Consider the following 25,991-nt stretch of genomic DNA (forward strand, 5'->3'; position numbering starts at 1 on the left):
AACTCGTTGGTGCCGCCAACCGTTCCGGACGCGCAGGGGTATTTTTGCACAAGGGCGGCCGCCGCGGGCCGCCCTTCTCTCGATCGTGGCGGCTGAAACCGGCCCGGCGCTAGCGCCGCTCGATCACGAGGCTCTGGACGGTACGGCCGAAATAGCCGCGTTGGTCGGCGAGCCGCGACATCGCAAGCCCTGCGCCGTCAGGCCCGATCCAGGACTCGCTGTCGAGCAGGACCCAGTCGCCGACCGGCTCGCGCGCCAAGCTCACGGTGAGATCGGCGTTGATGAAGGTCCACTGGCTGAAATCGAGCGCCGGCGAAACGCCGTTGGAAAAATCCGAGGCGACCACCGCGCGCATCGCCTGCGAAACGGCGACGCCTGCGATCAGCGGCTGGTTGACGCGGAACCAGATCGCGCCCGGGCCCAGCACGCCGAAGCGACCGCGCGCGGCGCGCATCGAGATGTTTTTCACGAACGGACTGTTCGCGAGATTGCCCGGCTCGACGATGCTTTCGTCGGGGGCCGGCAGATCGACCGGAAGGGCTGCGACATCCGGCGGCAGCTCGGCCGCTTGCTGCTTGATCTTCAGCACGGTGGCGGAGACGACGAGGACGCCATCGGCGAGCAGCCTGACGCCGCAGAGCTGGATCTTGCGGCCGTCGCGCAGGATCTCGCTCGACACCGTCAGCGGCGCCACCGGCACCGGACGCATCAGGTCGATCGTGACCCGCGCGATCCGCATCGGCACCGGCGTGGGGATGGCTTCTGCAGCCCACACCACCAGCGCCGCCGGCGCGGACCCGTGCTGCATCCGCGGGTCCCATGGACCCGCGGCATCGGGACCGGTGACGACGCGGTCGCCGTCAACGCGAAAGATCGGCTCCATCAGAGCATGATCCGGAAAAGTGTGGAGCGGTTTTCCCCGCGACAAACGCGAAGCGTTAGCGCGTAGATCATGCTCAAACAGAAAGCTAAAGCGCGGTGATCCATCTTGGTCACCGTGCTTTAGGCAAGCGCCGGATCGACTGCTTCGTCATACTCTTTCCTGAAGCGGGCGATCAGCTCGGCCGCGGGCACCACCTTTGAGATGCTGCCGACGCCCTGGCCGGAGCCCCAGATCTCCTTCCAGGCCTTCGGCTTGGCGCGCTCGCCCGACGAGTCAGTGCCGAAGCTCATCTTCGAGGGATCGGAGGTCGGCAGGTTTTCCGGATCCATGCCGGCGGCGACGATCGACGGCTTCAGGTAATTGCCGTGCACGCCGGTGAACAGATTGGAGTAGATGATGTCCTCGGCGGACGAATTGGTGATCATGCTCTTGTAGCCCTCGACCGCGTTCGCCTCTTTGGTCGCGATGAAGGCGGAGCCGATATAGGCGAAGTCGGCGCCGATGATGCGCGCCGCGCGAATGGCGCGGCCATTGGCGATGGTGCCTGACAGCGCGATCGGCCCGTCGAACCACTGCCGCGTCTCCGACACGAACGGGAACGGCGACAGCGTACCGGCATGACCGCCGGCGCCGGCCGCGACCAGGATCAGGCCGTCGGCGCCCTTCTCGATCGCCTTGTGCGCGAACTTCTGGTTGATCACGTCGTGGAACACGATGCCGCCCCAGCCGTGGACGGCCTGGTTGAGCTCCTCGCGCGCGCCGAGCGAGGAGATGATCATCGGCACCTTGTGCTTCTCGCAAAGCGCCATGTCGTGATCGAGCCGGTTGTTCGACTTGTGCACGATCTGGTTCACCGCGAACGGCGCTGACGGCCGCTCCGGATGCGCCTTGTCGTAGGCGGCGAGCTCCTCCTTGATCCGGTACAGCCATTCGTCGAGCAGTTCCGGCGGCCGCGCGTTCAGCGACGGAAACGAGCCGACCACTCCGGCCTTGCACTGGGCGATGACGAGGTCGGGCACCGAGATGATGAACAGCGGCGCCCCGATCACGGGAAGAGACAGGCGGCCCTTGAACAGAGCAGGCATGGACATTGGCGGCGGATCCTCAAGTTGGTTGGTCTCGAATGCTGACCGTCATACCAACAAGGCAATCTTTCCAGTGTCAAGTATTGCGTTACGGCGCTGCAAAAAGGATGACAAAACCTCATCCAGATGCCGTGTTTTCGGGCGCATCTGGCATCCCAGACGCGGTATCGACACCTTTATTGGCAGACCGCCCGTGTCACGAAATTTTCCGTCTTGCAGTCATTCGGCCCGCGCTTGTGGCCCGGCAGATAGACCAGCGGCGAGCATTTCTCGGAGGCGTCGGTATCGATGCTCTTGCCTTCCTTGAATCCCTTGCTCTGGCACAGCCGGTCGGCGCCGATCTTGCAGTCTGGCGCGCCGTTCGAGGCCACCACGCAGGCTGCGCGCCCGGTCACCATCGTCGAGGGGCGCGCGATGTTCGACAGATCGTTGATGGTCTCGCCGGGGCTCTTCAGCTGTGGCAGCGCCGACTTCGACTTCTCGAACAGCTTTCCGATCTCGTTGATCAGTCCGGGATTCTCGCGCTCGGCCGGCGCCGGCGGCAGCTCGATCTGTTGTTGCTGCGGAGATTCAGCAGGCTGCTGCGCCGGCGACTGCACGCCGAGCGCGGGCGGCGCAGTCTGCGCCCGTGCGCTGTCGGTCGCAGGCAGCGCCATCGACAGCGCAAGGCCCGCCATCGCAACGCGCGCCTTGGCGGGATTGAGTCTCGTGAGATTCACCGGTCGTCGATTCCATCAGCCAACGCAGCGACCGTAGTCCGAAGCTGTCCGCGAGCAAAGACGCGAACAGCTAGAACTTTGGTCAGATCAGCTTGAATGCGACAACGAAGCCCAGCACCAGCACGATCGCGCCGATCGCGACCCACAGGCCGAGCCGCTTCTCGAGCTCGGCGCGGATGACATCGCCATAGCGGTTGAGCAGCACCGCGACGAAGAAGAAGCGGCCGCCGCGTGCGACGATCGAGCACAGGATGAACAGCCAGATGTTGTAACCGGCAAAGCCCGACGTGATCGTCACGAGCTTGTAGGGGATCGGCGTCAGCCCCTTCACGAGGATGATCACGGCACCCCAGTCGGCATAGGAGGCGCGGAACGCGTCGACCTTGTCGGAGAGGCCATAGAGATGGATCAGCCACTGCCCGAGCGAGTCGTAGAGCAGCGCGCCGATCGCGTAGCCGAGCACGCCGCCGGCGACGGACGCGACGGTGCAGACGGCCGCGAACCACCAGGCCCGCTTCGGCCGCGCCAGCGACATCGGCAGCAGCATGATGTCAGGAGGGATCGGGAAGAAGGAGCTCTCGGCGAAGGCGACGGCCGCGAGAATCCAGAGTGCGTAGGGCTTGTCGGCCGCCGCGACGCACCAGTCGTAAATCCGTTTCAACATGGGCGCGATGAACCATCATGGAGCGGATTTGTCCATGCCGGGAATGGATCGAATTTGGTTGATTTACGACTGCCGTTTGCGCAGCCGGTTCTCCAGCGCGACAATTCGACGCCGAACCACCGGAACGGGCGCGGTCTTGGGCAGGGACTTGGAGACCTTGACCGGCGACTTCGGGAGCTTCTCGGCGATCCCGAGCAGCCGCTCGCGCCGCTCCATCTCGCGCCAGACATCCCCCGGCTTCACGCCGGCCGATGCCCAGAGAACGGTGAGATTGTAGAGCAGGTCCGCGCTCTCGCGGACGACGGCGTCCGGCTTGCCGCTGACGGCGTCGATCACGACCTCGACCGCTTCCTCGGCGAGCTTCTTGGCCATCTTGGCCGGCCCGCGCTGGAACAGCCGTGCCGTGCGCGAAACTGCCGGATCAAGATCCTTGGCCGCGATCACCGCCTGGTAAAGCCGCTCGATCGAATCACTCATCCTAGGAGCCTAATCGAAACGCGTCGCCAGCGTGTTAACGGGCGAGCCGACAACGAAAAATCCACCGGCCTCGCAGCCGGTGGATTCGATCTTTTGTGACAGTTCTGCGAACCGACGACGGTGTCAGTACGGCGTATAGGGCAGTGCCGAGCGGCGCCCGTAATAGCCGTGATAACCATAATACGGTCCGCCGCCGTAATAGGCCGGGCCACCACCATAATAGGCGGGACCACCGTAGTAGCCCGGGCCGCTGTCGTAGCCATAGGAGTCGTAATAGTCGCGACGGTTCTGGGTTGCGGCGATCGCCAGACCCGTGCCGACGATCCCGGCGAACACAGCCGCAGCGGCCGCACCACCGCCTCCGCCACGATAGTAGCGACGGCGCGCGCTGATATCGGTCGCGCTGCTCGTGCCGTGCGATGTGGTCACAGCGGCGGCCTTACCCGCCGGAGCAGAGCCTGCGAACGCCATCGTCGGCTCAACGGCCGTCAACGCCACCGCGGCAACCGTTGCCAATGTGGCTGCGCGGCCAATGGACGAAAAAACACCCTTTCGCGCAAACATTGTAGTCATCCTTGTGGAAGCCGGCCCGACGGGCCCTGGTGAGCTAACCACTGTCTCTAGATTAGGTTCCCCAAACCGAATGCAAGCTGAACAACCTTGGGTTAAATCATGGCAGTCATCGGCCGTTCACCTTGCCTGGGGCAGGATGCCCGCAAATAACGCTTGAAATTGATGCTTGAATTGCGCCCTGCCCTGGCGCATTCGATGTCATGAAGCAGGCGCAGCCGGCGCGGCACTTTGTCTCGCCTCCCGGATGTCATGATGCAGGTAAGTCGGACCACCGTTCTCCGCTGGATACTGGCCGGCATGATCGGCCTTTCGGGCGGCGTGTGGCCGGCCGTCACACCGCTGCGCGCCGGCGATGCGCCGCAGCCGCTCACCATCCAGTTCACGCTCGATCGTCCGCTTGATGCTGCCGCGGCCCCATTCGTGATGGCGTCGGCTGGCGGCCTGTTCAGCGCCGAGGGCCTTGCGGTCGGCACCAACGTCGCCACCAGCTCGGCGGACGCCATCGCGCGCGTCGCCGACGGCTCGAGCGATTTCGCCCTCGTCGACATCAACTCGCTGATCCGCTTTCGCGACAAGCCAGGTGCTGCCGCCGTCAAGGCGGTGTTCGTGCTGTTCAACCAGGCGCCTTATGCGATCATCGCCCGCAAGAGCCGGGGCATCAAGGCGCTGACCGACATCCAGGGCAAGAACCTCGGCGTCGCCGAGGGCGATCTTTCGATCCGGCTGTGGCCCGCGGTCGCCAAGCAGAACGGCATCAAGCTCGCGAGCGTGAAGCAGAGCACGATCAGCGCCGCGGTGCGCGAGCCGATGCTTTCCGCAGGCCAAATCGATGCCGTGACCGGCTTCTCCTATCTCTCGGCGATCAATCTGCGCGATCGCGGCGTGCCCGCCGATGACCTCGCGGTGCTGCGCTTCGCCGACTATGGCTGCGAAGCCTATGGCTTTGCCGTGATCGTCAGCCCGCGCCTTGCGGCGGCGAAGCCGGACGCGGTGAAGGGGTTCGTGCGCGCGGTGATCGGCGGCACCAACCTCGCGGTCAAGGACCCGGCCCGCGCGGCGAGCGAGGTGGTGAGCCGGATGGATGGCGGTTCGCGCGACCTGGAGCTCGAGCGGCTGGGCGCCATCATCCGCGACAACATCCTGACAGGCGAGGTGAAGCGCAACGGCCTCGGCGGCATCGAGGCGGAGCGCTTCGAGCGATCGCTCGACCAGCTCGCGGAGGACTTCAAATTCCAGAAGCGGCCGCACGCTGCCGACATCTTCGACGACCAATTCCTGCCGCCGATCGATGGCCGGCTGGTGAATTGAAAGTCGCCCCTCTGAGCAGTCGTCATGCCCGGCAAAGCGCGGAGCGCGATGCGTCATCGCCCGCTAGCCCTGCATCCCGAACCCTGATTAAATTGCGTCCCGCCTGACCGGGCGCCCACCGCTGACGAGTCCCGCCGGCATGTCCATGCTTCGCCTCTATACCCGCGTCCTCGAACTGCTCGGCAAGGAGGCGCGGCTCGGCTGGATCCTGGCCGCCGCCAACATGCTGCTCGCCGCTGCGCAATTCGCCGAGCCGGTGCTGTTCGGCAAGATCGTCGACGTGCTGTCGGGCCGGCCGGTCACCGGGCTGTTCGCGACCTCCTCGGCTTGGCCGCTGCTCGCGGCCTGGGCGGCGTTCGGCCTGTTCACGATCGGCTGCAGCGCGATCGTCGCGTTGCAGGCCGACCGGCTCGCGCACCGCCAGCGCCAGGCGGTGCTGACGGATTATTTCGAGCACATCCTGCAGCTGCCGCTGACCTTTCACTCCGGCACCCATTCCGGGCGGCTGATGAAGGTGATGCTGAACGGCACCGATGCGCTGTGGCGGCTCTGGCTCGGCTTCTTCCGCGAACACTTCGCCGCGATCATGTCGCTGATCGTGCTGCTGCCGCTCGCGCTCTACATCAACTGGCGGCTGGCGATCCTGCTGTTCGCGCTCTGCGTCGTGTTCACCGTGCTGACCACGCTGGTGGTGCGCAAGACCTACGGCATGCAGAGCGAGGTCGAGGCCTATTACAGCGACCTCTCGGCGCGCGCCTCCGACGCGCTCGGCAATGTCGCGCTGGTGCAGAGCTTCGTGCGGATCGATTCCGAGGTGCAGGGCCTGCGCTACGTCGCCGACAAGCTGCTCGCGGTGCAGATGCCGGTGCTGTCATGGTGGGCGCTGGTCACCGTGATCACGCGCGCCTCGACCACGATCACGGTGCTCGCGATCTTCACCGTCGGCATCGCGCTCCACAACGAAGGCCTCACCACGGTCGGCGAGATCGTGATGTTTGTCTCGTTCGCCACCATGCTGATCCAGAAGCTCGAGCAGGTGGTGAGCTTCATCAACAATGTGTTCATGGAAGCGCCGCGCCTGCAGGAATTCTTCGACGTGCTCGATGCGGTGCCGGCGGTACGCGACCGGCCCGGCGCGGTCGATCCCGGCCGGCTGTCCGGGCTGGTCGAATTCAACGACGTCTCGTTCTCCTATGACGGCAAGAGGCCGGCGATCGAGGACCTCACCTTCACCGCATTGCCCGGCCAGACCATCGCGCTGGTCGGCGCGACCGGCGCCGGCAAATCCACCGCGATCGCGCTGCTGCATCGCGCGTTCGATCCGCAATCCGGCATCATCGAGATCGACGGTATGGACATACGCGCGCTGAAGCTGACCGCGCTGCGGCGAAACATCGGCGTGGTGTTTCAGGAAGCGCTGCTGTTCAACCGCTCGCTCGCCGACAATCTGCGCGTCGGCAAGCCCGATGCGACCGATGAGGAGCTGCGTACCGCCGCGGCGCGCGCGCAGGCGCTGGATTTCATCGAGCGCAGCGAAAAGAAGTTCGACACCCATGCCGGCGAGCGCGGCCGCATGCTGTCCGGCGGCGAACGGCAGCGGCTGTCGATTGCGCGTGCGCTGCTCAAGGATCCGCCGATCCTGATCCTCGACGAGGCAACCAGCGCGCTCGACGCCGTCACCGAGGCCAAGGTGAATGCTGCTCTCGACGAAGTGATGAAGGGCCGCACCACCTTCGTGATCGCGCACCGTCTCTCGACCATCCGCTATGCCACCCGCATCCTGTTGTTCGACCAGGGACGGGTGATCGAAAGCGGAACTTTCGATGAACTGGTGGCGAAAGGCGGGCGTTTTGCCGAACTTGCGCGGGCCCAGTTCATGGTCCAGGAACAGGCGCGCGCCGGCATCGAGGCACCATAATCCTCCCCTTTCCGATTGAGGCGGCTGCCGAAATTCAGCCGATTTCGTCCACGATATAATTGGCCGGCCTCTGTTCTCAGATGGCAAGCCGGTATAGGTTTGCATCGCCGCAATGCGGCGCCGGACACGCTTGAAACCCGTACGTCACATCGCAAGACCTCCTTCTCGAAGGCGGGTCTCAAAGGACCGGAACCGTCGTGTATTTTCCTCGCCCGCTGCGCCTGTCGTTGAAATGGATTCTGGCCGTCGCGATGCTCGCCATCGCAACGCCGCAGATCGCGCAGGCCGAGGCGCTGCTGGTCGTCGAGGCCGATACCGGGAAGGTGCTGCAGGCCGACAATGCCACGATGCCGTGGTATCCGGCCTCGCTCAGCAAGCTGATGACCGCCTATGTGACGCTGAAGGCGGTCAAGGATGGCCGGGTGTCGCTCGACACGCTGCTCACGGTGTCGCCGACCGCGTCATCGCAGTCGCCCTCGAAGATGGGCCTTCGGCCCGGCACCCAGGTCACCGTCGACAACGCACTCAAGATGATGCTGGTGAAGTCGGCCAACGACATGGCCGTGGTGCTGGCCGAAGGCATCGGCGGCTCGATCGACGGCTTTGCCGGCGAAATGAACCAGACCGCGCAGAAGCTCGGCATGACGCAAACGAGCTACGTCAACCCGAACGGCCTGCCCGCCGACGGCCAGATCACCTCGGCGCGCGACATGGCGATCCTCGCCCGCGCCATCATCCGCGACCTGCCGGAATACGAGTATTTCGTCCATATCCCGTCGATCCGCTTCGGCCGCCGCATCACCCAGAACTTCAACAAGCTGATCGGCCGCTATCCCGGCGCCGACGGCTTCAAGACCGGCTTCATCTGCGCCTCCGGCTACAATCTCGTGGCGTCGGCGACGCGCGACGGCAAGCGGTTGATCGCCGTGGTGCTCGGCGCCTCCTCGGGCCGCATGCGCGCGATCCGCGCCGCGCAGCTTTTGGATCGCGGCTTTGCCAATAACGGTCTGGCGTGGCTGCGGCCCTCGCTCGGCACCGTCGACAATCTGGTGCCGATCGATTCCACCCCGCCGAACCTGCGCGAGGAGATGTGCGGCGCCAAGCACAAGCGGCCCGCCAGCGACGAGGACGGAGAAGACACCGTCGCCAGCGCCGGCGCGAGCACCAACGGCGACAGCGGCGTGAGCTTCTTCGCCTCGGGCCTGCAGGCCGCGATGCCGACAAAACCGGCCGACCTCCTGGCGCAGCCGGCGGCGGCGTCCGAACCGGTCGTGGTTTATACGGGACCGACCAAGACCGGCGCTGCGTTGATCGCCGCGGTCGACGCCGACACCGAGAAACTGCAGCCGGCCAAGCGCGCCAAGGGCAAGCACACCCGTGTCGCCGGCAAGAAGTCCGATGCGGCTGATGACGCCAAGGGTGACAGCAAGAGCGCCTCCAAGTCGGACAGCAAGCCGGCGGCCAAGCCCGTACGTCACGCCAACGCCAAGCCGGATGCCGCAGCTGCGAAGCCCGCCGCGGACAAGCCCGCCGCTGCAAAGCCTGCCGGCAAGCCGGCGGCGGCGGCAAAGCCTGCTGCGAAGCCCAAGACCGAGAAGCCCAAGGCTGAGAAGCCGAAGGCCGACGCCAAGCCGGCAGGCTAGCAGAGCGCCACCCCCTCCGATCTCCCAATGCGTCGATAGCGCGCAGCGGCTTGCCATTGGCCGCGGCATCGCTCAATACTGCCTGAAATAAAGCGGCCAAGACGCGGTCAAGGGTCGGAAAACCCGGAAGCAATCCGGGACATCAGCCAAATTTATATGAGAGGGAATAGCCATTATGGAGCGCATCTGGCTCAAGCATTATCCGGCCGGCGTGCCCGCCGATATCGACGTCACGCAATATTCGTCGCTGGTCGAATTGCTGGAAGAGAGCTTCAAGAAGTTCGCCGATCGCAAGGCGTTCATCTGCATGGACAAGGCGATCACCTATCGCGAGCTCAACGAGATGTCGACGGCGCTCGGCGCCTACCTGCAGAGCAAGGGCCTGCAGAAGGGCGTCCGGGTCGCGCTGATGATGCCGAACGTGCTGCAATATCCGGTCGCGACTGCCGCCGTGCTGCGCGCCGGCTATGCCGTGGTCAACGTCAATCCGCTCTACACCCCGCGCGAGCTCGAGCATCAGCTCAAGGATTCCGGCGCGGAAGCGATCATCGTGCTGGAGAACTTCGCCACCACCGTGCAGAAGGTGCTGCCTAACACCGCGGTGAAGCAGGTGATCGTCGGCAGCATGGGCGACCTGCTCGGCTTCAAGGGCGTGATCGTCAACCTGGTGGTGCGCCGGGTGAAGAAGATGGTGCCGGCCTGGTCGATCCCTGGTGCGGTCAGCTTCAACGAGGCGCTGTCGGCCGGCCGCGGCATGAAGCTCAACAAGCCGGTGCTGACGCGCCAGGACGTCGCCTTCCTGCAATACACCGGCGGCACCACGGGCGTTTCCAAGGGCGCCACGCTGATCCACCAGAACGTGCTCGCCAACGTACTGCAGAATGACGCCTGGCTGCAGCCGGCGCTGAAGAAGCCGCCGCATGTCGAGCAGCTCTTCATCGTCTGCGCGCTGCCGCTCTATCATATCTTCGCGCTGACCGCGTGCTACCTGCTCGCGGTGCGCGCCGGCGGCGTCAATCTGTTGATCCCGAACCCGCGCGACATGGCGGGCTTCATCAAGGAGCTGTCGAAGTACCAGGTCAACAGCTTCCCGGCGGTCAACACGCTCTACAACGGCCTGTTGAATACACCCGGCTTCGACAAGCTCGACTTCTCCAAGCTGAAGACCTCGTTCGGCGGCGGCATGGCGACGCAGAAGCCGGTCGCCGAGAAATGGCTGAAGGTCACCGGCTGCGCGCTGTCGGAGGGTTACGGCCTGTCGGAGACGTCGCCAACGCTGACCTGCAATCCTGCCGACGCCGACGAGTTCTCCGGCTCGATCGGCATCCCCGTGCCCTCGACCCATCTGTCGATCCGCGACGACGACGGCAACGAGCTGCCGCTCGGCGAGGCCGGCGAGATCTGCGCCAAGGGTCCGCAGGTGATGGCGGGCTACTGGAACAGGCCGGACGAGACCGCGCGCGTAATGACCGCGGACGGCTATTTCCGCACCGGCGACATCGGCGTGATGGACGAGCGCGGCTTCACCAAGATCGTCGACCGCAAGAAGGACATGATCCTGGTCTCGGGCTTCAACGTCTATCCGAACGAGATCGAGGAAGTGCTGGCGAGCCATCCGGGCGTGCTCGAATGCGCCGTGATCGGCGTGCCCGATGCGAAGTCCGGCGAGGCGGTGAAGGCCTTCGTGGTCAAGAAGGACCCGAACATCACGGCGGAGGACATCATCAAGTTCAGCGCCACCCAGCTCACCGCCTACAAGGTGCCGAAGCAGATCGAGTTCAGGGCCGACCTGCCGAAGACCAATGTCGGCAAGATCCTGCGTCGCGAGCTGCGCGACGAGAAGAAGGCCGCGGCGTAGAGCGTGGGTGAGGCTGACGTTGGATACGACTGACGTGCGCTTCGCGACGCCTGCCGACGTCATCGCGTTCTGGCGAGAAGCCGGCCGCGACCGCTGGTACAGGCACGACGACACCTTCGATGCCGAAATCCGCAGCCGCTTCCTTGCCACCTGGCAAAGGGCGGCCGCCGGGGAATTGTCGTCATGGGAGGCAAGCGACGAGGGCGCGCTGGCGCTGACCATCGTGCTCGACCAGTTTCCGCGAAACCTGTTTCGCGATGACGCCAAGACTTTTTCAAGCGATGCGCTGGCGCGTGCAGTGGCAAGGCGCGCCATCGACCGCGGCGTCGATGCGCGGACCGACCCGGTATTGCGCGAATTCCTCTATCTGCCTTTCGAGCATTCGGAGGACCTCGACGACCAGCGGCGCTGCGTGGCGCTGTTCCGGCAATATGACTGCCATCCCGACAACCTGAAATATGCCGAGGATCACGCCGACATCATCCGCCGGTTCGGCCGCTTCCCGCACCGTAACCGGGTGCTGGGCCGGGAAACCACCGCGGACGAGCAGGCCTTTCTCGACGCCGGCGGGTTTTCCGGCTGATGACGGAACGGTGACTGCGCTTCGGCATTGCCGTTCCCGCAGCAGGTCGTATTGTGCGGTCCGACCGCCGGGTTTAAGACAATTCCGCTTCACCGAGGGAGAGCAACGATGACGATCAATGTTGGCGACAAGCTGCCGGAAGCCAAGTTTCGCGTAATGACCGCCGAAGGTCCGCAGGTCAAAACCACCGACGACATTTTCAAGGGCAAGAAGGTCGCCCTGTTCGCGGTGCCCGGCGCCTACACCGGCACCTGCCACAAGATGCATCTGCCGAGCATCTTCCTCAACGCCTATGCCATGAAGAACAAGGGCGTCGACACCATCGCGATCGTCTCGGTCAACGACGCCTTCGTGATGAACGCCTGGAAGCGCGACACGGACCAGCGCGACGAAGCCGTCTTCCTGGCCGACGGCAATGCCGATTTCGCCAAGGCGATCGGCATGGAGCTCGATGCCTCCGGCAACGGCCTCGGCATCCGCTCCCACCGCTACTCGATGCTGGTCGATGACGGCGTGGTGAAGAAGCTCAACAAGGACGCCGGCTCCGGGCAAGGTCGAGGTCTCCGGCGGCGACACGCTGCTCGGGCAGCTCTGAGCTGACGCTCTCGCCGCAACTGGCTGTCATCGCCCGGCTCGCCACCTTCGCCAAAGCTTCGGCGCGCCAAAGATGCATGGCCTCGTCGGAGCCTTGGCGGAGACGGGACCGGGCGATCCAGTACGCCGCGGCCTCTCGTTTCAATGGCTACCGTCTCTGGAATACTGGATCGCCCGCTTTCGCGGGCGATGACAGTTTTGGGAATGGCTATAGCCGGAAGGCTGATCCGTAGGATGGGTAGAGCGCAGCGAAACCCATCGCCTTCGTGCCATGTATTGAGATGATGGGCTTCGCTTCGCTCTACCCATCCTACGCAGCCGGTATGCGGCGCGACCGTGCGCCTACCCCTTCAACCTTGCCATCGCCACGCCTTCGCGCGCCAGCTCGTCGGCGCGTTCGTTCTCGGCGTGGCCGGCATGGCCCTTGATCCAGTGCCAGCGCACCTCGTGCGGCTTCAGCGCGGCGTCGAGACGCTGCCACAGCTCGACATTCTTCACCGGCTTCTTGTCGGCCGTGCGCCAGCCATTGCGCTTCCAGCCGTGAATCCATCCGGTGATGCCCTGACGGACATACTGGCTGTCGGTGGTGAGGTCGACCACGCAGGGCTTCTTCAGGGCTTCCAGCGCCGAGATCGCCGCCATCAGCTCCATGCGGTTGTTGGTGGTGTGCGCCTCGCCGCCCTTCAATTCCTTCTCGACGTCGCCGAACCTGAGGATCGCGCCCCAACCGCCCGGTCCGGGGTTTCCGGAGCAGGCACCATCGGTAAAGACAATCACATGCGGCTTGTCGCTCACGCCACGCATCCTGCCGGCGTGATGCCGTAGTCGTTGATCGCAGCGACGTTCTGGTGGAAGCGCAGCTTGCGGACGTATTCCAGCGGGTCCTTCGGCTGCACCAGCGCACCCGCGGGCACGTTGAGGAAATCGACCAGGCGCGTCAGCAGGAAACGGAGCGCGGCGCCGCGCGCGAGCAGCGGCAGCGCGGCCTCTTCTGCCGCCGACAATTGCCGCTCGCGGTTATAGGCATTGAGCAGCGCGCGCGCCTTGGTGACGTTGAAGGAATGATCCGGCTCGAAGCACCAGGCGTTGAGGCAGATCGCGACGTCGTAGGCCAGGATGTCGTTGCAGGCGAACGGAAAGTCGATCAGGCCCGAGACCTTGTCGCCGAGGAAGAAGACGTTGTCGGGAAACAGGTCGGCATGGATCACGCCGACCGGAAGGTCCGCCGGCCACGCGGCCTCGAGATGATCGAGCTCGCGCGCGATGAAGTCGTGCAATCCGGGCTGCACGCTGTCGGCCCGCGCCGCGGCGAGATCGAACAGCGGCCGCCAGCCGGAGACCGACAGCGGATTGTTGCGGACCAGCGGAAAGTCGCGGCCGGCCAGATGCATTTTCGCCAGCGCCGCGCCGACGCCGGAGCAATGCGCCACGCTCGGCCGCCGCGGCCACATGCCTTCGAGGAAGTTGATGATCGCCGCCGGCCGGCCGGCGAGCCGGCTGTAGACCTCGCCCTTGCGGTTGCGCGCCGGCTGCGGGCACGACACCCCGCGCTCGGCGAGATGCGCCATCAGCGACAGGAAATACGGCAGGTCGTCCTCCGCCACGCGCTTCTCATAGAGCGTGAGGATGTAGGCGCCCTGGCTGGTGTGCAGCAGGAAGTTCGAATTCTCGACGCCCTCGGCGATGCCCTTGTAGGAGAGCAATTCGCCGATGTCGTAGCTCTTGAGGAATTCCGCGAGGTCTTCGGCGGCAACGTCGGTGTAAACCGCCATATGGTCTATTCCGCGGCGGCAGCGTCGGGCCGCAGCGAGCGCGGCAGCGGGAAGAACTCGTTCTCTTCCGCGGCCGAGACCGTCTCCACGTGCAGTTCGTAACGCTCAGCGAAGGCGCCCATGATCTCCTCGACGATCACCTCCGGCGCCGAGGCGCCCGCGGTGATGCCGAGGCTCGTGATGCCTTCGAAGCGGCTCCAGTCGAGATCGCTGGCGCGCTGGGCGAGCACGGCAATGGGACAGCCCTCACGCTCGGCAACCTCGCGCAGGCGCTGCGAGTTCGACGAGTTCGGCGCGCCGACCACGATCAGGGCATCGACCACCGGCGCCACCTTCTTGACCGCCAGCTGGCGGTTGGTGGTGGCGTAGCAGATGTCTTCCTTGTGCGGACCGTTGACGTTCGGGAAGCGCTGCTTGAGCAGCGCCACGATCTCCGCGGTGTCGTCGATCGACAGCGTGGTCTGGGTCACGAAGGCGAGATTGTTGGGGTCCTTCGGGACGAAGGTCTTTGCGTCCTCGGCGGTCTCGATCAGGGTCACGGCGCCGACCGGGAGCTGGCCCAGGGTGCCGACCACCTCGGGGTGATGGGAATGCCCGATCAGCAGGATCTCGCGGCCGCGCTTGAAATGGATCGCCGCCTCGCGGTGGACCTTGGTCACCAGCGGGCAGGTCGCGTCCAGCGAGAAGAAATTGCGGGATTTGGCCTCGGCCGGAACCGACTTGGGAACACCGTGGGCCGAAAATACCACCGGCGCATTGGTATCGGCCGGAACCGACTTGGGAACACCGTGGGCCGAAAATACCACCGGCGCATTGGTATCGTCGGGGATTTCGGCCAATTCCTCGACGAAAATGGCGCCTTTGGTCTTCAGGCTGTCGACCACGTACTTGTTATGGACGATTTCGTGCCGGACATAGACCGGCGCACCATAAATGGTGAGCGCGCGTTCGACCGTATCGATGGCGCGGACCACCCCGGCGCAAAAGCCGCGGGGGGAACAAAGCACGATTCTAAGATCGGGTTTTTTCGCTGACATCAGGCTGTCTCGGGGCAATCTCGGGACCGAATCACCCCTCGCCGGCGGGCGGGGAACGGCCAGTTAGGATAAGGACTTGGGACTGCTTTCGGGCGCTGTCAAGGCGATTTTGCTGGCCCATTGCGCCATTCCCCCCGGAGGGCTTATATAGGCCCTATAATTCCCGTCATCGCCGATGACTACCAGCTTCGCCTCTACAGAGGTGGGCGAAGCACAAAGGAGATTTGCCATGAGCAACGCACCGCTGATGCCGAAGGCGACTGCCGTGTGGTTGGTCGATAATACCGCCCTGACGTTCGATCAGGTGGCCGATTTCACCAAAATGCACCCCCTGGAGGTGCGCGCCATCGCCGACGGCGACGCCGCCCAGGGCATCAAGGGCATGGACCCGATTTCCAACGGCCAGCTGACCCGCGAGGAGATCGAGCGCGGCGAGCGGGACCAGAATTACCGTCTCAGGCTCCAGGAGAGCAAGGTGGTGCTGCCGACCGCCGCCAAGAAGAAGGGCCCGCGCTACACCCCGGTGTCGCGCCGCCACGAGCGGCCGAGCGCGATCCTCTGGCTGGTGCGCAACCACCCCGAGCTGAAGGACGCCCAGATCATGCGGCTGGTCGGCACCACGAAGACTACGATCGCCAGCGTGCGCGACCGCACCCACTGGAACGCCTCGACCCTGACCCCGATGGACCCGGTGACGCTCGGCCTGTGCTCGCAGATCGAGCTCGATTTCGAGGTGCAGCGCGCCGCTAAGGAAAAGCCGACCACGACCGTTTACGGCGGCGCCACGCTGCTGCCGGCCTCCGAGACCACGCGCAAGGACGAGCTGGACGATCAGCCGATCGAGCGGCACGACGATCTCAATGTCGATGCCGTGTTCGCCAAGCTGAAGACGATCGGCGGCAAGAAGGCCGACGACGAAGAGTAAGCGCCGGCTGCGTTTCGCGAAGACCGGAATACAAAGCGCGGCGGGCAACCCGCCGCGTTTTTGTTTGGGGCACGCGTAGCCTTGATCCTGCAAGCGGCGCGCCGGTGGCCCGCTTTCGCTTACCCGAACGAGAAGCGCCGGTGGGCGAAATCGAGCAGCGGACGTTCGAAATAGCGATAACTCAGGGCACACAGCCCGAACGTCAGCGCGAGCGCGCCGAAGGTCAGCGAGAGGCCGGCGAGGCTCTCGACTGTCCTCGGTTGATGCAGCACGGCGAACAGCAGGTACACGATGACGTGGTGGGTGAGATACGCCGCGTAGGACGTCCTGGCGAAGAAGGTCGCGACCGAACTGCGCAGCAGCGCGAGTTTTGGCGAGCCGCGATTTTCCAGAACGACGAACAGCAGAGAACCGAAGAAGATCTCGACCTGCGTGTGCGAGAACGCCACCGACCAGCGCTTCCACCCGAACAGCCACAGCAGGGGAAGCGAAATACTCGACCATTTGAGGATGGCGGCGACGCGTCTGGAGACCTCGGCATCCGGCTTGCGATAGAGGCGCCACCAGGCGATCAGCGCGCCGATCGCAAGCGAATCGATCCTGAATTGCGGCAGCACGTACCAGCCGTAAGCGTCCGGCAGCGCGCTATCGATCAGGCGCCCGATCGGGCAGATCAGGATCGGCACGAGCAGGATCGCGAACAGCCGCTCGGACGGAATGTTCCGGACCAGCAACGGAAACAGCAGATAAAACTGCTCCTCGATCGCGAGCGACCAGGTTACGGCCAGCCAGAACGCGCCGTCGGTCTGCGCCTTGGCCATGCCGAAGTTCTGCAAGCCGAACAGGTACAACCAGCCGGGCACGCCCCTGGTGTCGAACAGATCAGGGCTTAACGAAAAATACCAACCGATCGCTGCGCAACCGCACATCAGGTAGTAGAGCGGCCAGATGCGAAACGCACGCCTGCCGTAGAAGGCCGAGTAATATCGTTCGGCCGCGCGGTGGCGCAGCAGAATATCCGTGATGAGATAGCCGGACAGAATGAAGAACAGGTCGACGCCGAAGCGGCCGACATGCAGCAGCTTCCACGGCAAGCCCTGCGGACCGTCCGGCGCGCCGAAATAGTGCCAGATGACGACGATCAGCAGTGCGATCGCGCGCAGCCCGTCGAGCTCTCCGATCCTGTCACGCTGCAACGCGGGCTCGCCTTCCACAAGCACAGGGCCTGGTCTCATCCAAAACAGCCGCTCGTGATCGCACGCGGCGCGCCGATATCTTGCCGGAATTCGGCCCGGCGGCCGTCCACGCATACCTCACCGGACGGGCGGTAACCATGGCGCCTAGAGCGTTTTCGAGCGAAGTGGATACCGGTTCGCGTGAAGAAAACGCGTCAAAGCAAGAATCTAGGGCCCCGTTCCGATTCATCGGACCGGGGCCCTAGTGACGGTCCGGATTGTTCATCATGTATTCGCCGAGATCGCGCTGCCGCCGATCGGTGCGGGCCTCGGCGTTCTGGCGCTGGACGTCGCGATCCTTGCGGCATGCGACATATTCGGGCGAGCCGACCGCCACCTTGCCGCCAGCCTGGCAGTACTGATCGTCGTCGCCCATGCTCTCCGCAATCGGCGACCGGCCGCGCTCGAGACAGCCTGCCAGCAGCGGCAGTGCGAGCAGCAGAGCGAGAGGCGCGCGCGCGGAAATGGATCGCATCCGGTGGTCCGTATCTCGTGGCACATGACAGGGAAGGCCGGGATGACCCGGCAATCCATCAAAATCAAGGCCATTTTGCTTCCGATGGGTTTCGATCAGACAAGGCCCGATTGCGCGATGATGCGCGCATTGATGGATCTCGCCCGGGGCCACCCCTCTCCCTAGCCCTCTCCCGCAAGGGGAGAGGGAACCCTTCTGCTGGTGGCTGCTGCACGTCAGGTGAGCACAATGGTCAGGCTCCCTCCCCCCTTTTGTGGGGGAGGGTTGGGGAGAGGGCGCCACAGGGCGCGCTCTCTCAAGTGCATGCAAAGCTCTGACGACGGTCTTACGCCTTGCCCTTCAGCGCCTCGCCGATTTCGTCGAGCACCTTGGGGTCCTCGATCGTCGCCGGCATGGTCCAGGGTTCGCCGTCGGCGATCTTCTTGATGGTGCCGCGCAGGATCTTGCCGGAGCGGGTCTTCGGCAGCCGCGCCACCGTGATCGCGAGCTTGAACGCCGCGACCGGCCCGAGCTTCTCGCGCACGAGCGCCACGACCTCCTTCTCGACCTGATCCGGCGCCTTGGTGACGCCCGCCTTCAGCACCAGGAAGCCGCAGGGCACCTCGCCCTTGATCGCATCCTTGACGCCGAGCACGGCGCATTCGGCGACGTCGGGATGCGAGGCGAGGATCTCCTCCATGCCGCCGGTGGAGAGCCGGTGGCCGGCGACATTGATGATGTCGTCGGTGCGGCCCATCACCCAGACATAGCCGTCCGCATCCTTGTAGCCGGCATCCGAGGTCTTGTAGTAGCCGGGGAATTCCGTGAGATAGGCGTCCCTGAAGCGATCGTCCTGCTGCCACAGCGTCGGCAGGCAGGCCGGCGGCATCGGCAGCTTGATCACGATCGAGCCCATGGTGCCCGCGGGGACCGGCTTCGCCGCCTCGTCGACGATGTCGACCTGATAGCCCGGCATCGGCACGGTCGGCGAGCCGTGCTTGACCGGCAGTTGGCCGAGCCCCACCGGATTGCCGGCAATGCACCAGCCGGTCTCGGTCTGCCACCAGTGATCGATGACCGGCACCTTCAACTGCTGCTCCGCCCATTCCACCGTCGGCGGATCGGCGCGCTCGCCGGCGAGAAACAGCGTGCGGAAGCGCGAGAGGTCGTAGCTCCTCAGCAGCTTGCCCTCGGGGTCTTCCTTCTTGATCGCACGGAATGCGGTCGGCGCGGTGAAGAAGGCAACCGCCTTGTGCTCGCTGATCACGCGCCAGAACGCACCGGCATCCGGCGTGCCGACCGGCTTGCCCTCATACATGATCGTGGTCGCGCCGTGGATCAGTGGGCCATAGACGATGTAGGAGTGGCCGACCACCCAGCCGATGTCGGAGCCGCACCACCAGATCTCGCCGGGCTTCACGCCGTAGAGATTGTGCATCGACCATTTCAGCGCCACCAGATGCCCGCCATTGTCGCGCACCACGCCCTTCGGGATTCCGGTCGTGCCCGAGGTGTAGAGGATGTAGAGCGGATCGGTCGCGGCGACCGGCACGCAGGGCGCGGCCTTGCCGGCGTCGAACGCCGCGCGGCGCAATGTCGCCCAGTCATGGTCGCGGCCCGCGATGAGCTCGCAGGCCTGCTGTGGCCGTTGCAGGATGATGCAGGTGTCGGGCTTGGTGCCGGCGAGGCGGATCGCTTCGTCGAGCAGCGGCTTGTACTGCACGATGCGCCCGGGCTCGATGCCGCAGCTCGCCGAGAAGATCAACTTCGGCTTGGCGTCGTCGATGCGGGTCGCAAGCTCCTTGGCCGCGAAGCCGCCGAACACCACGCTGTGCACCGCGCCGATCCGCGCGCAGGCGAGCATCGCGACGACGGCCTCCGGCACCATCGGCATATAGAGGATGACGCGATCGCCCTTGGCCACGCCGAAATCCTGCATGACCGCGGCCAGCGTCTGCACCTCCGCCAGAAGCTCGGAATAGGTGAATTTGGTGATGGTGTTGGTGAGCGGGGAATCGTGGATCAGCGCGACCTGGCCGGCGCGGCCGCCGGCGACGTGGCGATCCAGCGCGTTGTAGCAGGTGTTGACCACGGCGCCGGCGAACCAGCGTCCATAGGCGCCCATCGATGGATCGTAGACCTTCTTGGCCGGCTCGATCCAGTCGATCTCGCGCGCCGCTTCCGCCCAAAAGCCCTCAGGGTCTCGAAGCGAGCGGGCATACACCTCGTGATACCGGCTCTGCTGGATGTTCATCGCGTTTCTCCCTCGCGCCGTCGCGCGTCATTTGCCGACCATTGTCACGGGAAGCGGCGCGGTTTCAAGCCGAAACGACCGCGACCTTCGGCCGGTTGAGGCGAAGCTCGGCTAATAGCCGTCGACCCCGTTGATCCGCTGCAGCCGCTCGCGCATCGCCTTTTGCAGGTCATAGTCCGGCTTGCCGAATTCCGCGTTGCGGCGGGCGATGAACTGGTCCTGCTCGCGCTGCAGCTCGCGCGCCTGGCGCGGATCCTGCGCCTCACGCACCGTGCGGAAGGTCGATGCGACGATCTCGCGATCGAGATCGGCAAGCGCGGGACTGGCGCAGATCGCCTTCTCCACCGGCCGGCGCGCCTTGCGGCAATCGAAGCTCGGCTTGCCCGCGACCGCCATCATGGCGCCGATCCGCTCGAGCTCCAGCGACAACGATTTGTAGTTGGCCTTGGCGGCGGCGTGATCGGGGTTGAGCTTGACGGCGGCGCCGAAATCCATGATCGCCTTCGGCCGGTCGCCCTTGCGGCGCCACAGCTCGCCGCGCGCATTGTGAGCGTCGGCAAGCGATGGATCGAGCCGGAGCACGGTATCGTAATCTGCGATCGCGCGATCGATCATCTGCTTGCGGTCATAGGCGCTCGCGCGCGCCAGCAGCGCCTTGATTCGATCCGGCTTGACCGCCTTCTCATTGTCGATCAGCGCGCCGCAGGCATCGATGGTCTTGTCGTCATCCGTTGCCGCAGCGGCAGCGATGCAGGGTCCGGCATCGGCCTGCACATCCTTGCCGGGCTCGCTGCCGGCCGCGCGCGCAACGCCCGATGTCAGCGCGCCCGACAGGCCAACGCACAGCAGCGCCAGAACCAGATTGATGGCCCGATTTGCAGAGTTGCGTCGCATCCCGATCGCCGACAAGGCATCCCTCTCCCGCGCCCGCACCACCGACCTCCGATGTCCGGCAGCGCGCCATTTGCCGCAAAACCACACGCTGGATTATACGTCAATTGCGACGATCGGCTGCACTTGGAGCCGTACTTGGTTGGGGGTTCGCGTGCTGACATTCGAATGGATCATCGGCCTGCTGCTTGCGGCGGTGGCGCTGTCGGCGCTGGCGCGGCGGATCAAGGTGCCTTACCCGACCTTTCTTGCGCTCGGCGGCGTGCTGCTGACCCTGCTGCCATGGGCGCCGACCTGGGCCCTGGAACCGAAACTGGCGCTGGCGCTGTTCGTAGCACCAGTGCTGCTCGATGCCGCCTACGACACCTCGCTGCGCGATCTCCGCAACAACTGGCTGCCGGTCTCGACGCTGGTGGTGGTCGCGGTCGGCGTCACGACGGCCGCGGTCGCGGTGGTCGCGCACTGGTTGCGCCCGGACATGCCCTGGCCGGTCGCAATCGCGCTCGGTGCCATCGTGGCGCCACCGGACGCGGCCGCGGCTACCGCGATCCTGCGCCAGGTCAACCTACCCTACCGGATCCAGAAAATCCTCGAGGGCGAAAGCCTGCTCAACGATGCCACTTCGCTGTTGATCTATCGCGTCGCGGTCGGCCTGGTCGCCGCCGAGCACATGAAGATCCGCGAGTTCGTACCATCGATTACGGTCGCGCTGGTCGGCAGCCTCGCCGCTGGCTACCTGTTCGCGCGGGTCTGGATGATGATCACCCGCCGCATCACCGAGGCGCCGAGCGCGATCATCACGCAATTCGGCGGCACCTTCATGGTGTGGATCGTCGCCGAGCACCTCGGCCTGTCCGGTATCCTCACCATCATCGCCTATGCGATCACCATCGCCCGCACCGCGCCGGCCCGCACCTCGGCGCGGCTGCGCGTGTCGTCCTATACGGTGTGGGAAACCGTCGTCTTCGTGCTCAACGTGCTCGCCTTCATGCTGATCGGCCTGCAATTGCGCCCGATCTGGTCCGAGCTCGACGACGAGGTGCGGTGGAAATATTGCAGCTTTGCCGCCGCGATCCTCGCCGTCGTGATCCTCGCCCGCATCCTCTGGGTGATGCCCTACGGCGCCCTGCTGCGCCTGCTGAAAGCGCGCAATTGGCTGCCCGTCCATGTGGTGGAGGCCGTTCCGACCCTGAAGCGCGGCTTCATCGTATCGTGGTGCGGCATGCGCGGCATCGTCACGCTGGCGGCCGCGTTTGCGCTGCCCGAGTATTTTCCATATCGCGACCTGATCCTGCTGACGGCGTTTGCCGTGGTGCTGGGCTCGCTCGTGATCCAGGGCCTGACCTTGCGGCCGCTGATCCTGGCGCTCAATTTCGATGACGACGATCCGGTCGGGCGCGAGGCGGCCCATGCCCGCGGCGTGGTCTTTCGCGCAGCGCTCGAGGAGATCGACGCCGACCCGTCGGAAGAAGCCGAGATCCTCCGGCTGGAATACCGCGCCGTGCTGCTGCGCGCCGAAAATGACCCGGACGGCGGCCTGACCTCGCGCGAGCTGCCGTCGGATCCGATACGCCGCCGCGCCATCGCGGCCGCGCGTCAGGCGCTGCTCAATCTGCGGCGCACCGAGACCATCGGCGACGACGCGTTCCACCTCGTCGAGGAGGAGCTCGACCGGGCCGAGCTCAGCGTCGAGGCGTGATACCCCTAGCTCCTCAGGCGCCCGATTTCGAGGTGATGCCGCCGTCGACCACCAGCTCGATGCCGGTGACATATTTCGATTCGTCCGACGCAAGGAACAGCGCGGCATTGGCGACGTCCCAGGCGTCGCCCATGTGCCCCATCGGCACCTGCGCGTCGCGCGCGCGCCACATCGCCTCCACATCGCCCTTGGCGTAACTCTGCGCCAGCCCCGCGGAATGTTCGACCATCGGCGTCTTCATCAATCCGGGCAAGATCGCGTTGACCCGCACATGCTTGGAGGCAAACTCGACCGCGGTCGAGCGCGTCATCTGGTTCATCGCCGCCTTGCTCGCGTTGTAGCTGACATAGGAAATGCCGACATGGCGGATCGAGGCGATCGAGGAGATGTTGATGATCGAGCCGCCGCCCTGCTTGATCATGACGGGAATGACGTGCTTCATCGAGAAATAGGCGCTCTTGAGGTTGACCGCGAAGACGCGGTCCCACTCGGCTTCCGCCACTTCCACCACGCTGCCGACCTCGGCGATGCCGACATTGTTGTCGAGCACGTCGATGCGACCATAGGCCTTCAGGCAGGCCGCGACCATCGCCTCGACCTCGCTGGCGCGCGAGACATCGGCGGTGAATGCGGTCGCCTTGCCGCCCTCGCTGGTGATGATCTTGACCGTCTCCTCGGCCGCGGCGCCGTTGCGATCGACGCAAAACAGGCTGGCGCCCTCGCGCGCGAAGGTGACGGCGGTCGCCTTGCCATTGCCCCAGCCGGGTCCGATCGAGCCCGCCCCGACCACCATCGCAACCTTGCCCTTGAGCCGATCCATCGTTTGTTCTCCCGTTTGTTGTTGTGACGATCGTAGCCCGGATGAGCGCAGCGATATCCGGGGGCGGTGTCCCCGCATATCGCTGCGCTCATGCGAGCTACGGATCTCGGCAAACACTCATCATCGTGACATTAGCACCGATCGGATGTCCGAAAATCTCCGATAGCGTCTGGCAGCTTCCCGCATGGCACAGGTGCCATTCGCCCGCCGCGCCGGAATTGCCGAGCACGACCTCGGGCCTGGGCACCGGCGCTGGCGACCATTGAAACCAGCCATCGACGAGGCGCGCTTCCGGCGGCGGCTCCATGCCTGCGCCAGTGCCTTTGATGCGCGCCTGCTGCAGCGTGAGCCCGGCCGGCGTGACTTGCCAGTCTTCCTGCCAGGCGGTCTTCTCGATCGAATGCGTCCAGGCCAGCGTGAAGGCTGCGATCGACAGCGTCTTCACGACACCGGCGGATGCAAGGCAGAGGCTCAAGCCGCCGCCACCGCGTCGCGCGGACGCTGCCGCCATTGCCACAGCACGACCGCGGCGGCGAGCGTGAAGCCCGCCGTATCCGAGAACTGGAAATCGCCGAGCAGGCAGAGCGCGGCGCCGAAGGCGACCACGATCTCGATCAAGGTCAGCCGCGTAAACAGGAAGCCGATCGCGACGATGCCGAACAGGGCGATCGCCACCAGCGCCTTGAAAGTCGCCAGCGCCACCGCGCCGTAGAAGCCGAGCTGGGCGGCCATCGGATCGCCGGCCTGCAGCATCAGCGCCGGCGAATAGACGAAGATGAAGGGAATGACGTAGCCGGCAAGCGCGATCCGCATCGCCTCCCAGCCGATCTTGTCCGGGTTCTCCTTGGCGATCGGCGCCGCCGCCAGTGCCGCGAGCGCCACCGGCGGCGAGAGGTCGGCCATGATGCCGTAGTAGAACGCGAACATGTGGCTTGCGATCAGCGGCACGCCGAGCTTGGCGAGCGCGGGCGCGGCAAGCGCCGCGGTGATGATGTAAGTCGGGATCGTCGGGATGCCGGTGCCGAGCAGGATCGACAGCAGCATGGTCATGATCAGCGCCAGGAACAGGCTCTTGGCGCCGAGCCCGATGATCCAGCTGCCGAAGATGGTGCCGACGCCGGTCTGTGTCATCATGCCGATGATGGTGCCGACGATGGCGCAGGCCATGCCGACGGTCAGCGCCGATTTGGCGCTGTCGGCAAGCGAGTCACGGCAGGCTCGGAGCGTGGCGCGGCCACCGCGGGTGATCGCCGCAATCACGATCAATCCTGCGACGACGCTGGCCACCGGAACGATCTCGAGCCCGTGGCGCGACACCGCGGCAACCACCAGCGCAAGGCCGATCCAGAAGATGTAGCGCACGACGGTATTGGAGAAGCCGAGCGTGATGCTGGCGCCGAGGATCAGCGCGACCGTCAACGCGAGCCCCATGCTGCCGGCATAGAGCGGCGTAAAACCCTCGAACAGCATGTAGACCAGCGCCGCGAGCGGCAAGACGAGATACCAGCGCGCCACTAGCGCCTTCCAGGCGCTCGGGATCTCCGAGCGCTTCATGCCGACAAGGCCATGCTTGCCGGCTTCCAGATGCACCATCCAGAACGCCGAGGCGAAGTAAAGGATCGCCGGAATCACGGCGGCCTTGACGATCTCCGAATAGGGAACGCCGAGCGTCTCGGCCATGATGAAGGCGACCGCGCCCATCACCGGTGGCATGATCTGGCCGCCCATCGAGGCGGTGGCCTCGACACCGGCGGCGAACGCGCGGCGGTAGCCGAACTTGATCATCAAAGGAATCGTGAACTGGCCGACGGTGACGACGTTGGCGACGCCGGAGCCTGAGATCGTGCCCATCATGCCCGAGGCGAACACCGCGACCTTGGCCGGCCCGCCGCGGGTGCGGCCGAACAGGCCGAGCGAGACGTCGGTGAACAGCTGGATCATCCCCGCGCGTTCCAGGAACGAGCCGAACAGGATGAACAGGAAGATGTAGGTCGCCGAAACATAGATCGGCACGCCGTAGAAGCCTTCGGTGCCGAACGAGAGATGAGTGACGATCTGGTCGAAGTCATAGCCGCGATGATTGAACGGCGACGGCAGATATTGTCCGAAGAACCAGTAGAGCAGACAGGCGCCGCACATCAGCGGCAGCGCCGCTCCCATCAGCCGCCGCGTGCCCTCGAAGATCAGGATCGCGAGCAGCGTGCCGACTGCAAGGTCCATGTTGGTCGGATCGCCGTCGCGGGCGATCAGGTCGGCATAGAAGATCCACTGATAGAGCCCGCAGAGGAAACCGGCGGCGCCGACGATCCAGCTCACCGCGCGGCCGAAGTCAGTTTTGGCGGTGAAATTGCCGATCAAGCCGAAGGTCAGCAGGATCAGAAAACCGACATGGACGCCGCGCACCACCTGGCTCGGCAGATAATTGAAGGCCGCGACATAGAGCTGGAACACCGCAAACGCGAGACCGATGGCGTAGGCCAGATGCCCCCAGGCGCCCGGACCGAAGCCTTCCGGAAAGCCGTGCTCGAAATTGTCGAATTCAACCTTTATGGGCTGCTCGCCCGCAACCTGCTGCTGCATATGATTAGTCCCCCGCCGT

At 65.1% G+C, this 25,991-nt stretch carries 23 protein-coding genes and 1 pseudogene; 8 read left to right on the top strand and 16 right to left on the bottom strand.

Translation table 11 applies throughout. The features are described 5' to 3' along the window. Window positions 1-109: 109 nt before the first annotated feature. From ACVIGB_RS26935 to ACVIGB_RS26960, 6 genes are all read right to left on the bottom strand, one after another. Window positions 110-883, bottom strand: a complete 774-nt coding sequence (locus ACVIGB_RS26935) for a thioesterase family protein (RefSeq protein WP_456720343.1) — start codon at window positions 881-883, stop codon at window positions 110-112. A gap of 119 nt (window positions 884-1,002) precedes the next feature. Next, window positions 1,003-1,974: an NAD(P)H-dependent flavin oxidoreductase gene (locus tag ACVIGB_RS26940; protein ID WP_456720342.1), complete on the bottom strand. Its 972-nt coding sequence runs from the start codon at window positions 1,972-1,974 to the stop codon at window positions 1,003-1,005. Between the two features lie 170 nt (window positions 1,975-2,144). After that, entirely contained in the window at window positions 2,145-2,645 is a 501-nt protein-coding gene (locus ACVIGB_RS26945) for a hypothetical protein (protein WP_456725070.1), read from the bottom strand. 124 nt (window positions 2,646-2,769) lie between these two features. Then, window positions 2,770-3,351, bottom strand: coding sequence for a YqaA family protein (locus tag ACVIGB_RS26950; protein ID WP_092118758.1), 582 nt, complete (start codon window positions 3,349-3,351; stop codon window positions 2,770-2,772). A 63-nt stretch (window positions 3,352-3,414) separates the two neighbouring features. Next, window positions 3,415-3,828, bottom strand: a complete 414-nt coding sequence (gene hisE, locus ACVIGB_RS26955) for a phosphoribosyl-ATP diphosphatase (protein ID WP_092118761.1) — start codon at window positions 3,826-3,828, stop codon at window positions 3,415-3,417. 123 nt (window positions 3,829-3,951) lie between these two features. Continuing rightward, entirely contained in the window at window positions 3,952-4,392 is a 441-nt protein-coding gene (locus tag ACVIGB_RS26960) for a hypothetical protein (protein ID WP_092118764.1), read from the bottom strand. 261 nt (window positions 4,393-4,653) lie between these two features. On the opposite strand from ACVIGB_RS26960, the gene ACVIGB_RS26965 reads away from it, so the two are divergent. From ACVIGB_RS26965 to ACVIGB_RS26990, 6 genes and pseudogenes are all read left to right on the top strand, one after another. After that, window positions 4,654-5,709: an ABC transporter substrate-binding protein gene (locus tag ACVIGB_RS26965; RefSeq protein WP_456720341.1), complete on the top strand. Its 1,056-nt coding sequence runs from the start codon at window positions 4,654-4,656 to the stop codon at window positions 5,707-5,709. Window positions 5,710-5,848: 139 nt separating this feature from the next. After that, window positions 5,849-7,627 carry a glucan ABC transporter ATP-binding protein/ permease gene (locus ACVIGB_RS26970; protein WP_456720340.1) on the top strand — a complete coding sequence of 593 codons (1,779 nt, stop codon included), beginning with the start codon at window positions 5,849-5,851 and terminating at the stop codon, window positions 7,625-7,627. Window positions 7,628-7,824: 197 nt separating this feature from the next. After that, window positions 7,825-9,270, top strand: a complete 1,446-nt coding sequence (locus tag ACVIGB_RS26975; RefSeq protein WP_456720339.1) for a D-alanyl-D-alanine carboxypeptidase family protein — start codon at window positions 7,825-7,827, stop codon at window positions 9,268-9,270. Between the two features lie 175 nt (window positions 9,271-9,445). After that, the gene (locus ACVIGB_RS26980) at window positions 9,446-11,128 is read left to right on the top strand and encodes a long-chain-fatty-acid--CoA ligase (protein WP_456720338.1); all 1,683 of its coding nucleotides are present in this window, start codon (window positions 9,446-9,448) and stop codon (window positions 11,126-11,128) included. Window positions 11,129-11,147: 19 nt separating this feature from the next. Next, entirely contained in the window at window positions 11,148-11,711 is a 564-nt protein-coding gene (locus ACVIGB_RS26985) for a DUF924 family protein (protein WP_456720337.1), read from the top strand. Between the two features lie 108 nt (window positions 11,712-11,819). Then, a pseudogene (locus ACVIGB_RS26990) lies at window positions 11,820-12,306 on the top strand (redoxin family protein). A gap of 341 nt (window positions 12,307-12,647) precedes the next feature. On the opposite strand, the gene rnhA reads toward ACVIGB_RS26990, so the two are convergent. Genes rnhA through ispH form a run of 3 tightly spaced genes read right to left on the bottom strand, consistent with a single transcriptional unit; the run spans window position 12,648 to window position 15,114 of the window. Next, a complete protein-coding gene (rnhA, locus tag ACVIGB_RS26995) occupies window positions 12,648-13,109 on the bottom strand; it encodes a ribonuclease HI (RefSeq protein ID WP_171947839.1) in 462 nt (153 codons plus the stop codon). Continuing rightward, window positions 13,097-14,077 carry a homoserine kinase gene (locus ACVIGB_RS27000; RefSeq protein WP_456720335.1) on the bottom strand — a complete coding sequence of 327 codons (981 nt, stop codon included), beginning with the start codon at window positions 14,075-14,077 and terminating at the stop codon, window positions 13,097-13,099. The genes rnhA and ACVIGB_RS27000 overlap by 13 nt, the downstream gene beginning before the upstream one ends. 5 nt (window positions 14,078-14,082) lie before the next feature. Beyond that, complete coding sequence (gene ispH, locus ACVIGB_RS27005) at window positions 14,083-15,114, bottom strand: 4-hydroxy-3-methylbut-2-enyl diphosphate reductase (RefSeq protein WP_456749240.1); 1,032 nt, start codon at window positions 15,112-15,114, stop codon at window positions 14,083-14,085. 229 nt (window positions 15,115-15,343) lie between these two features. On the opposite strand from ispH, the gene ACVIGB_RS27010 reads away from it, so the two are divergent. Beyond that, a complete protein-coding gene (locus ACVIGB_RS27010; protein ID WP_050405544.1) occupies window positions 15,344-16,039 on the top strand; it encodes a DUF1013 domain-containing protein in 696 nt (231 codons plus the stop codon). Between the two features lie 119 nt (window positions 16,040-16,158). Here ACVIGB_RS27010 and ACVIGB_RS27015 read toward each other — a convergent pair whose 3' ends face one another. The 4 genes from ACVIGB_RS27015 to ACVIGB_RS27030 all read right to left on the bottom strand — a co-directional run bounded on the left by ACVIGB_RS27015 (window position 16,159) and on the right by ACVIGB_RS27030 (window position 20,876). Further along, a complete protein-coding gene (locus ACVIGB_RS27015; RefSeq protein ID WP_456720333.1) occupies window positions 16,159-17,274 on the bottom strand; it encodes an acyltransferase family protein in 1,116 nt (371 codons plus the stop codon). A gap of 202 nt (window positions 17,275-17,476) precedes the next feature. Further along, window positions 17,477-17,749, bottom strand: a complete 273-nt coding sequence (locus ACVIGB_RS27020) for a hypothetical protein (protein WP_194458312.1) — start codon at window positions 17,747-17,749, stop codon at window positions 17,477-17,479. 325 nt (window positions 17,750-18,074) lie between these two features. After that, window positions 18,075-19,982 carry a propionyl-CoA synthetase gene (locus ACVIGB_RS27025; protein WP_456720332.1) on the bottom strand — a complete coding sequence of 636 codons (1,908 nt, stop codon included), beginning with the start codon at window positions 19,980-19,982 and terminating at the stop codon, window positions 18,075-18,077. Between the two features lie 111 nt (window positions 19,983-20,093). Beyond that, complete coding sequence (locus ACVIGB_RS27030; RefSeq protein WP_456720331.1) at window positions 20,094-20,876, bottom strand: hypothetical protein; 783 nt, start codon at window positions 20,874-20,876, stop codon at window positions 20,094-20,096. A 151-nt stretch (window positions 20,877-21,027) separates the two neighbouring features. Between ACVIGB_RS27030 and ACVIGB_RS27035 the strand changes: the two genes are divergently transcribed. After that, window positions 21,028-22,572 (top strand): cation:proton antiporter, encoded by a 1,545-nt coding sequence (locus tag ACVIGB_RS27035; protein ID WP_456720330.1) that lies wholly within the window; start codon window positions 21,028-21,030, stop codon window positions 22,570-22,572. 13 nt (window positions 22,573-22,585) lie between these two features. On the opposite strand, the gene ACVIGB_RS27040 is transcribed toward ACVIGB_RS27035, so the two are convergent. From ACVIGB_RS27040 to ACVIGB_RS27050, 3 genes are all read right to left on the bottom strand, one after another. Continuing rightward, entirely contained in the window at window positions 22,586-23,392 is an 807-nt protein-coding gene (locus ACVIGB_RS27040; RefSeq protein ID WP_456720329.1) for an SDR family NAD(P)-dependent oxidoreductase, read from the bottom strand. 97 nt (window positions 23,393-23,489) lie between these two features. Next, entirely contained in the window at window positions 23,490-23,903 is a 414-nt protein-coding gene (locus ACVIGB_RS27045; protein WP_456720328.1) for a DUF1850 domain-containing protein, read from the bottom strand. Further along, on the bottom strand, window positions 23,864-25,972 hold the full coding sequence (locus ACVIGB_RS27050; protein ID WP_456720327.1) for a TRAP transporter permease: 2,109 nt from the start codon (window positions 25,970-25,972) through the stop codon (window positions 23,864-23,866). Before ACVIGB_RS27050 ends, ACVIGB_RS27045 begins: the two co-directional genes overlap by 40 nt. Window positions 25,973-25,991 lie beyond the last annotated feature (19 nt).

Source organism: Bradyrhizobium sp. USDA 4341 (assembly GCF_054063755.1).

Coding starts and splice junctions, on each gene's coding strand:
- ACVIGB_RS26935 (WP_456720343.1), bottom strand. CDS start 883: ATGGAGCCGATCTTTCGCGTTGACGGCGACCGCGTCGTCACCGGTCCC.
- ACVIGB_RS26940 (WP_456720342.1), bottom strand. CDS start 1,974: ATGTCCATGCCTGCTCTGTTCAAGGGCCGCCTGTCTCTTCCCGTGATC.
- ACVIGB_RS26945 (WP_456725070.1), bottom strand. CDS start 2,645: ATGGCGGGCCTTGCGCTGTCGATGGCGCTGCCTGCGACCGACAGCGCA.
- ACVIGB_RS26950 (WP_092118758.1), bottom strand. CDS start 3,351: ATGTTGAAACGGATTTACGACTGGTGCGTCGCGGCGGCCGACAAGCCC.
- hisE (WP_092118761.1), bottom strand. CDS start 3,828: ATGAGTGATTCGATCGAGCGGCTTTACCAGGCGGTGATCGCGGCCAAG.
- ACVIGB_RS26960 (WP_092118764.1), bottom strand. CDS start 4,392: ATGTTTGCGCGAAAGGGTGTTTTTTCGTCCATTGGCCGCGCAGCCACA.
- ACVIGB_RS26965 (WP_456720341.1), top strand. CDS start 4,654: ATGCAGGTAAGTCGGACCACCGTTCTCCGCTGGATACTGGCCGGCATG.
- ACVIGB_RS26970 (WP_456720340.1), top strand. CDS start 5,849: ATGTCCATGCTTCGCCTCTATACCCGCGTCCTCGAACTGCTCGGCAAG.
- ACVIGB_RS26980 (WP_456720338.1), top strand. CDS start 9,446: ATGGAGCGCATCTGGCTCAAGCATTATCCGGCCGGCGTGCCCGCCGAT.
- rnhA (WP_171947839.1), bottom strand. CDS start 13,109: ATGCGTGGCGTGAGCGACAAGCCGCATGTGATTGTCTTTACCGATGGT.
- ACVIGB_RS27000 (WP_456720335.1), bottom strand. CDS start 14,077: ATGGCGGTTTACACCGACGTTGCCGCCGAAGACCTCGCGGAATTCCTC.
- ispH (WP_456749240.1), bottom strand. CDS start 15,114: ATGTCAGCGAAAAAACCCGATCTTAGAATCGTGCTTTGTTCCCCCCGC.
- ACVIGB_RS27010 (WP_050405544.1), top strand. CDS start 15,344: ATGAGCAACGCACCGCTGATGCCGAAGGCGACTGCCGTGTGGTTGGTC.
- ACVIGB_RS27015 (WP_456720333.1), bottom strand. CDS start 17,274: ATGAGACCAGGCCCTGTGCTTGTGGAAGGCGAGCCCGCGTTGCAGCGT.
- ACVIGB_RS27020 (WP_194458312.1), bottom strand. CDS start 17,749: ATGCGATCCATTTCCGCGCGCGCGCCTCTCGCTCTGCTGCTCGCACTG.
- ACVIGB_RS27025 (WP_456720332.1), bottom strand. CDS start 19,982: ATGAACATCCAGCAGAGCCGGTATCACGAGGTGTATGCCCGCTCGCTT.
- ACVIGB_RS27030 (WP_456720331.1), bottom strand. CDS start 20,876: ATGCGACGCAACTCTGCAAATCGGGCCATCAATCTGGTTCTGGCGCTG.
- ACVIGB_RS27040 (WP_456720329.1), bottom strand. CDS start 23,392: ATGGATCGGCTCAAGGGCAAGGTTGCGATGGTGGTCGGGGCGGGCTCG.
- ACVIGB_RS27045 (WP_456720328.1), bottom strand. CDS start 23,903: ATGGCGGCAGCGTCCGCGCGACGCGGTGGCGGCGGCTTGAGCCTCTGC.
- ACVIGB_RS27050 (WP_456720327.1), bottom strand. CDS start 25,972: ATGCAGCAGCAGGTTGCGGGCGAGCAGCCCATAAAGGTTGAATTCGAC.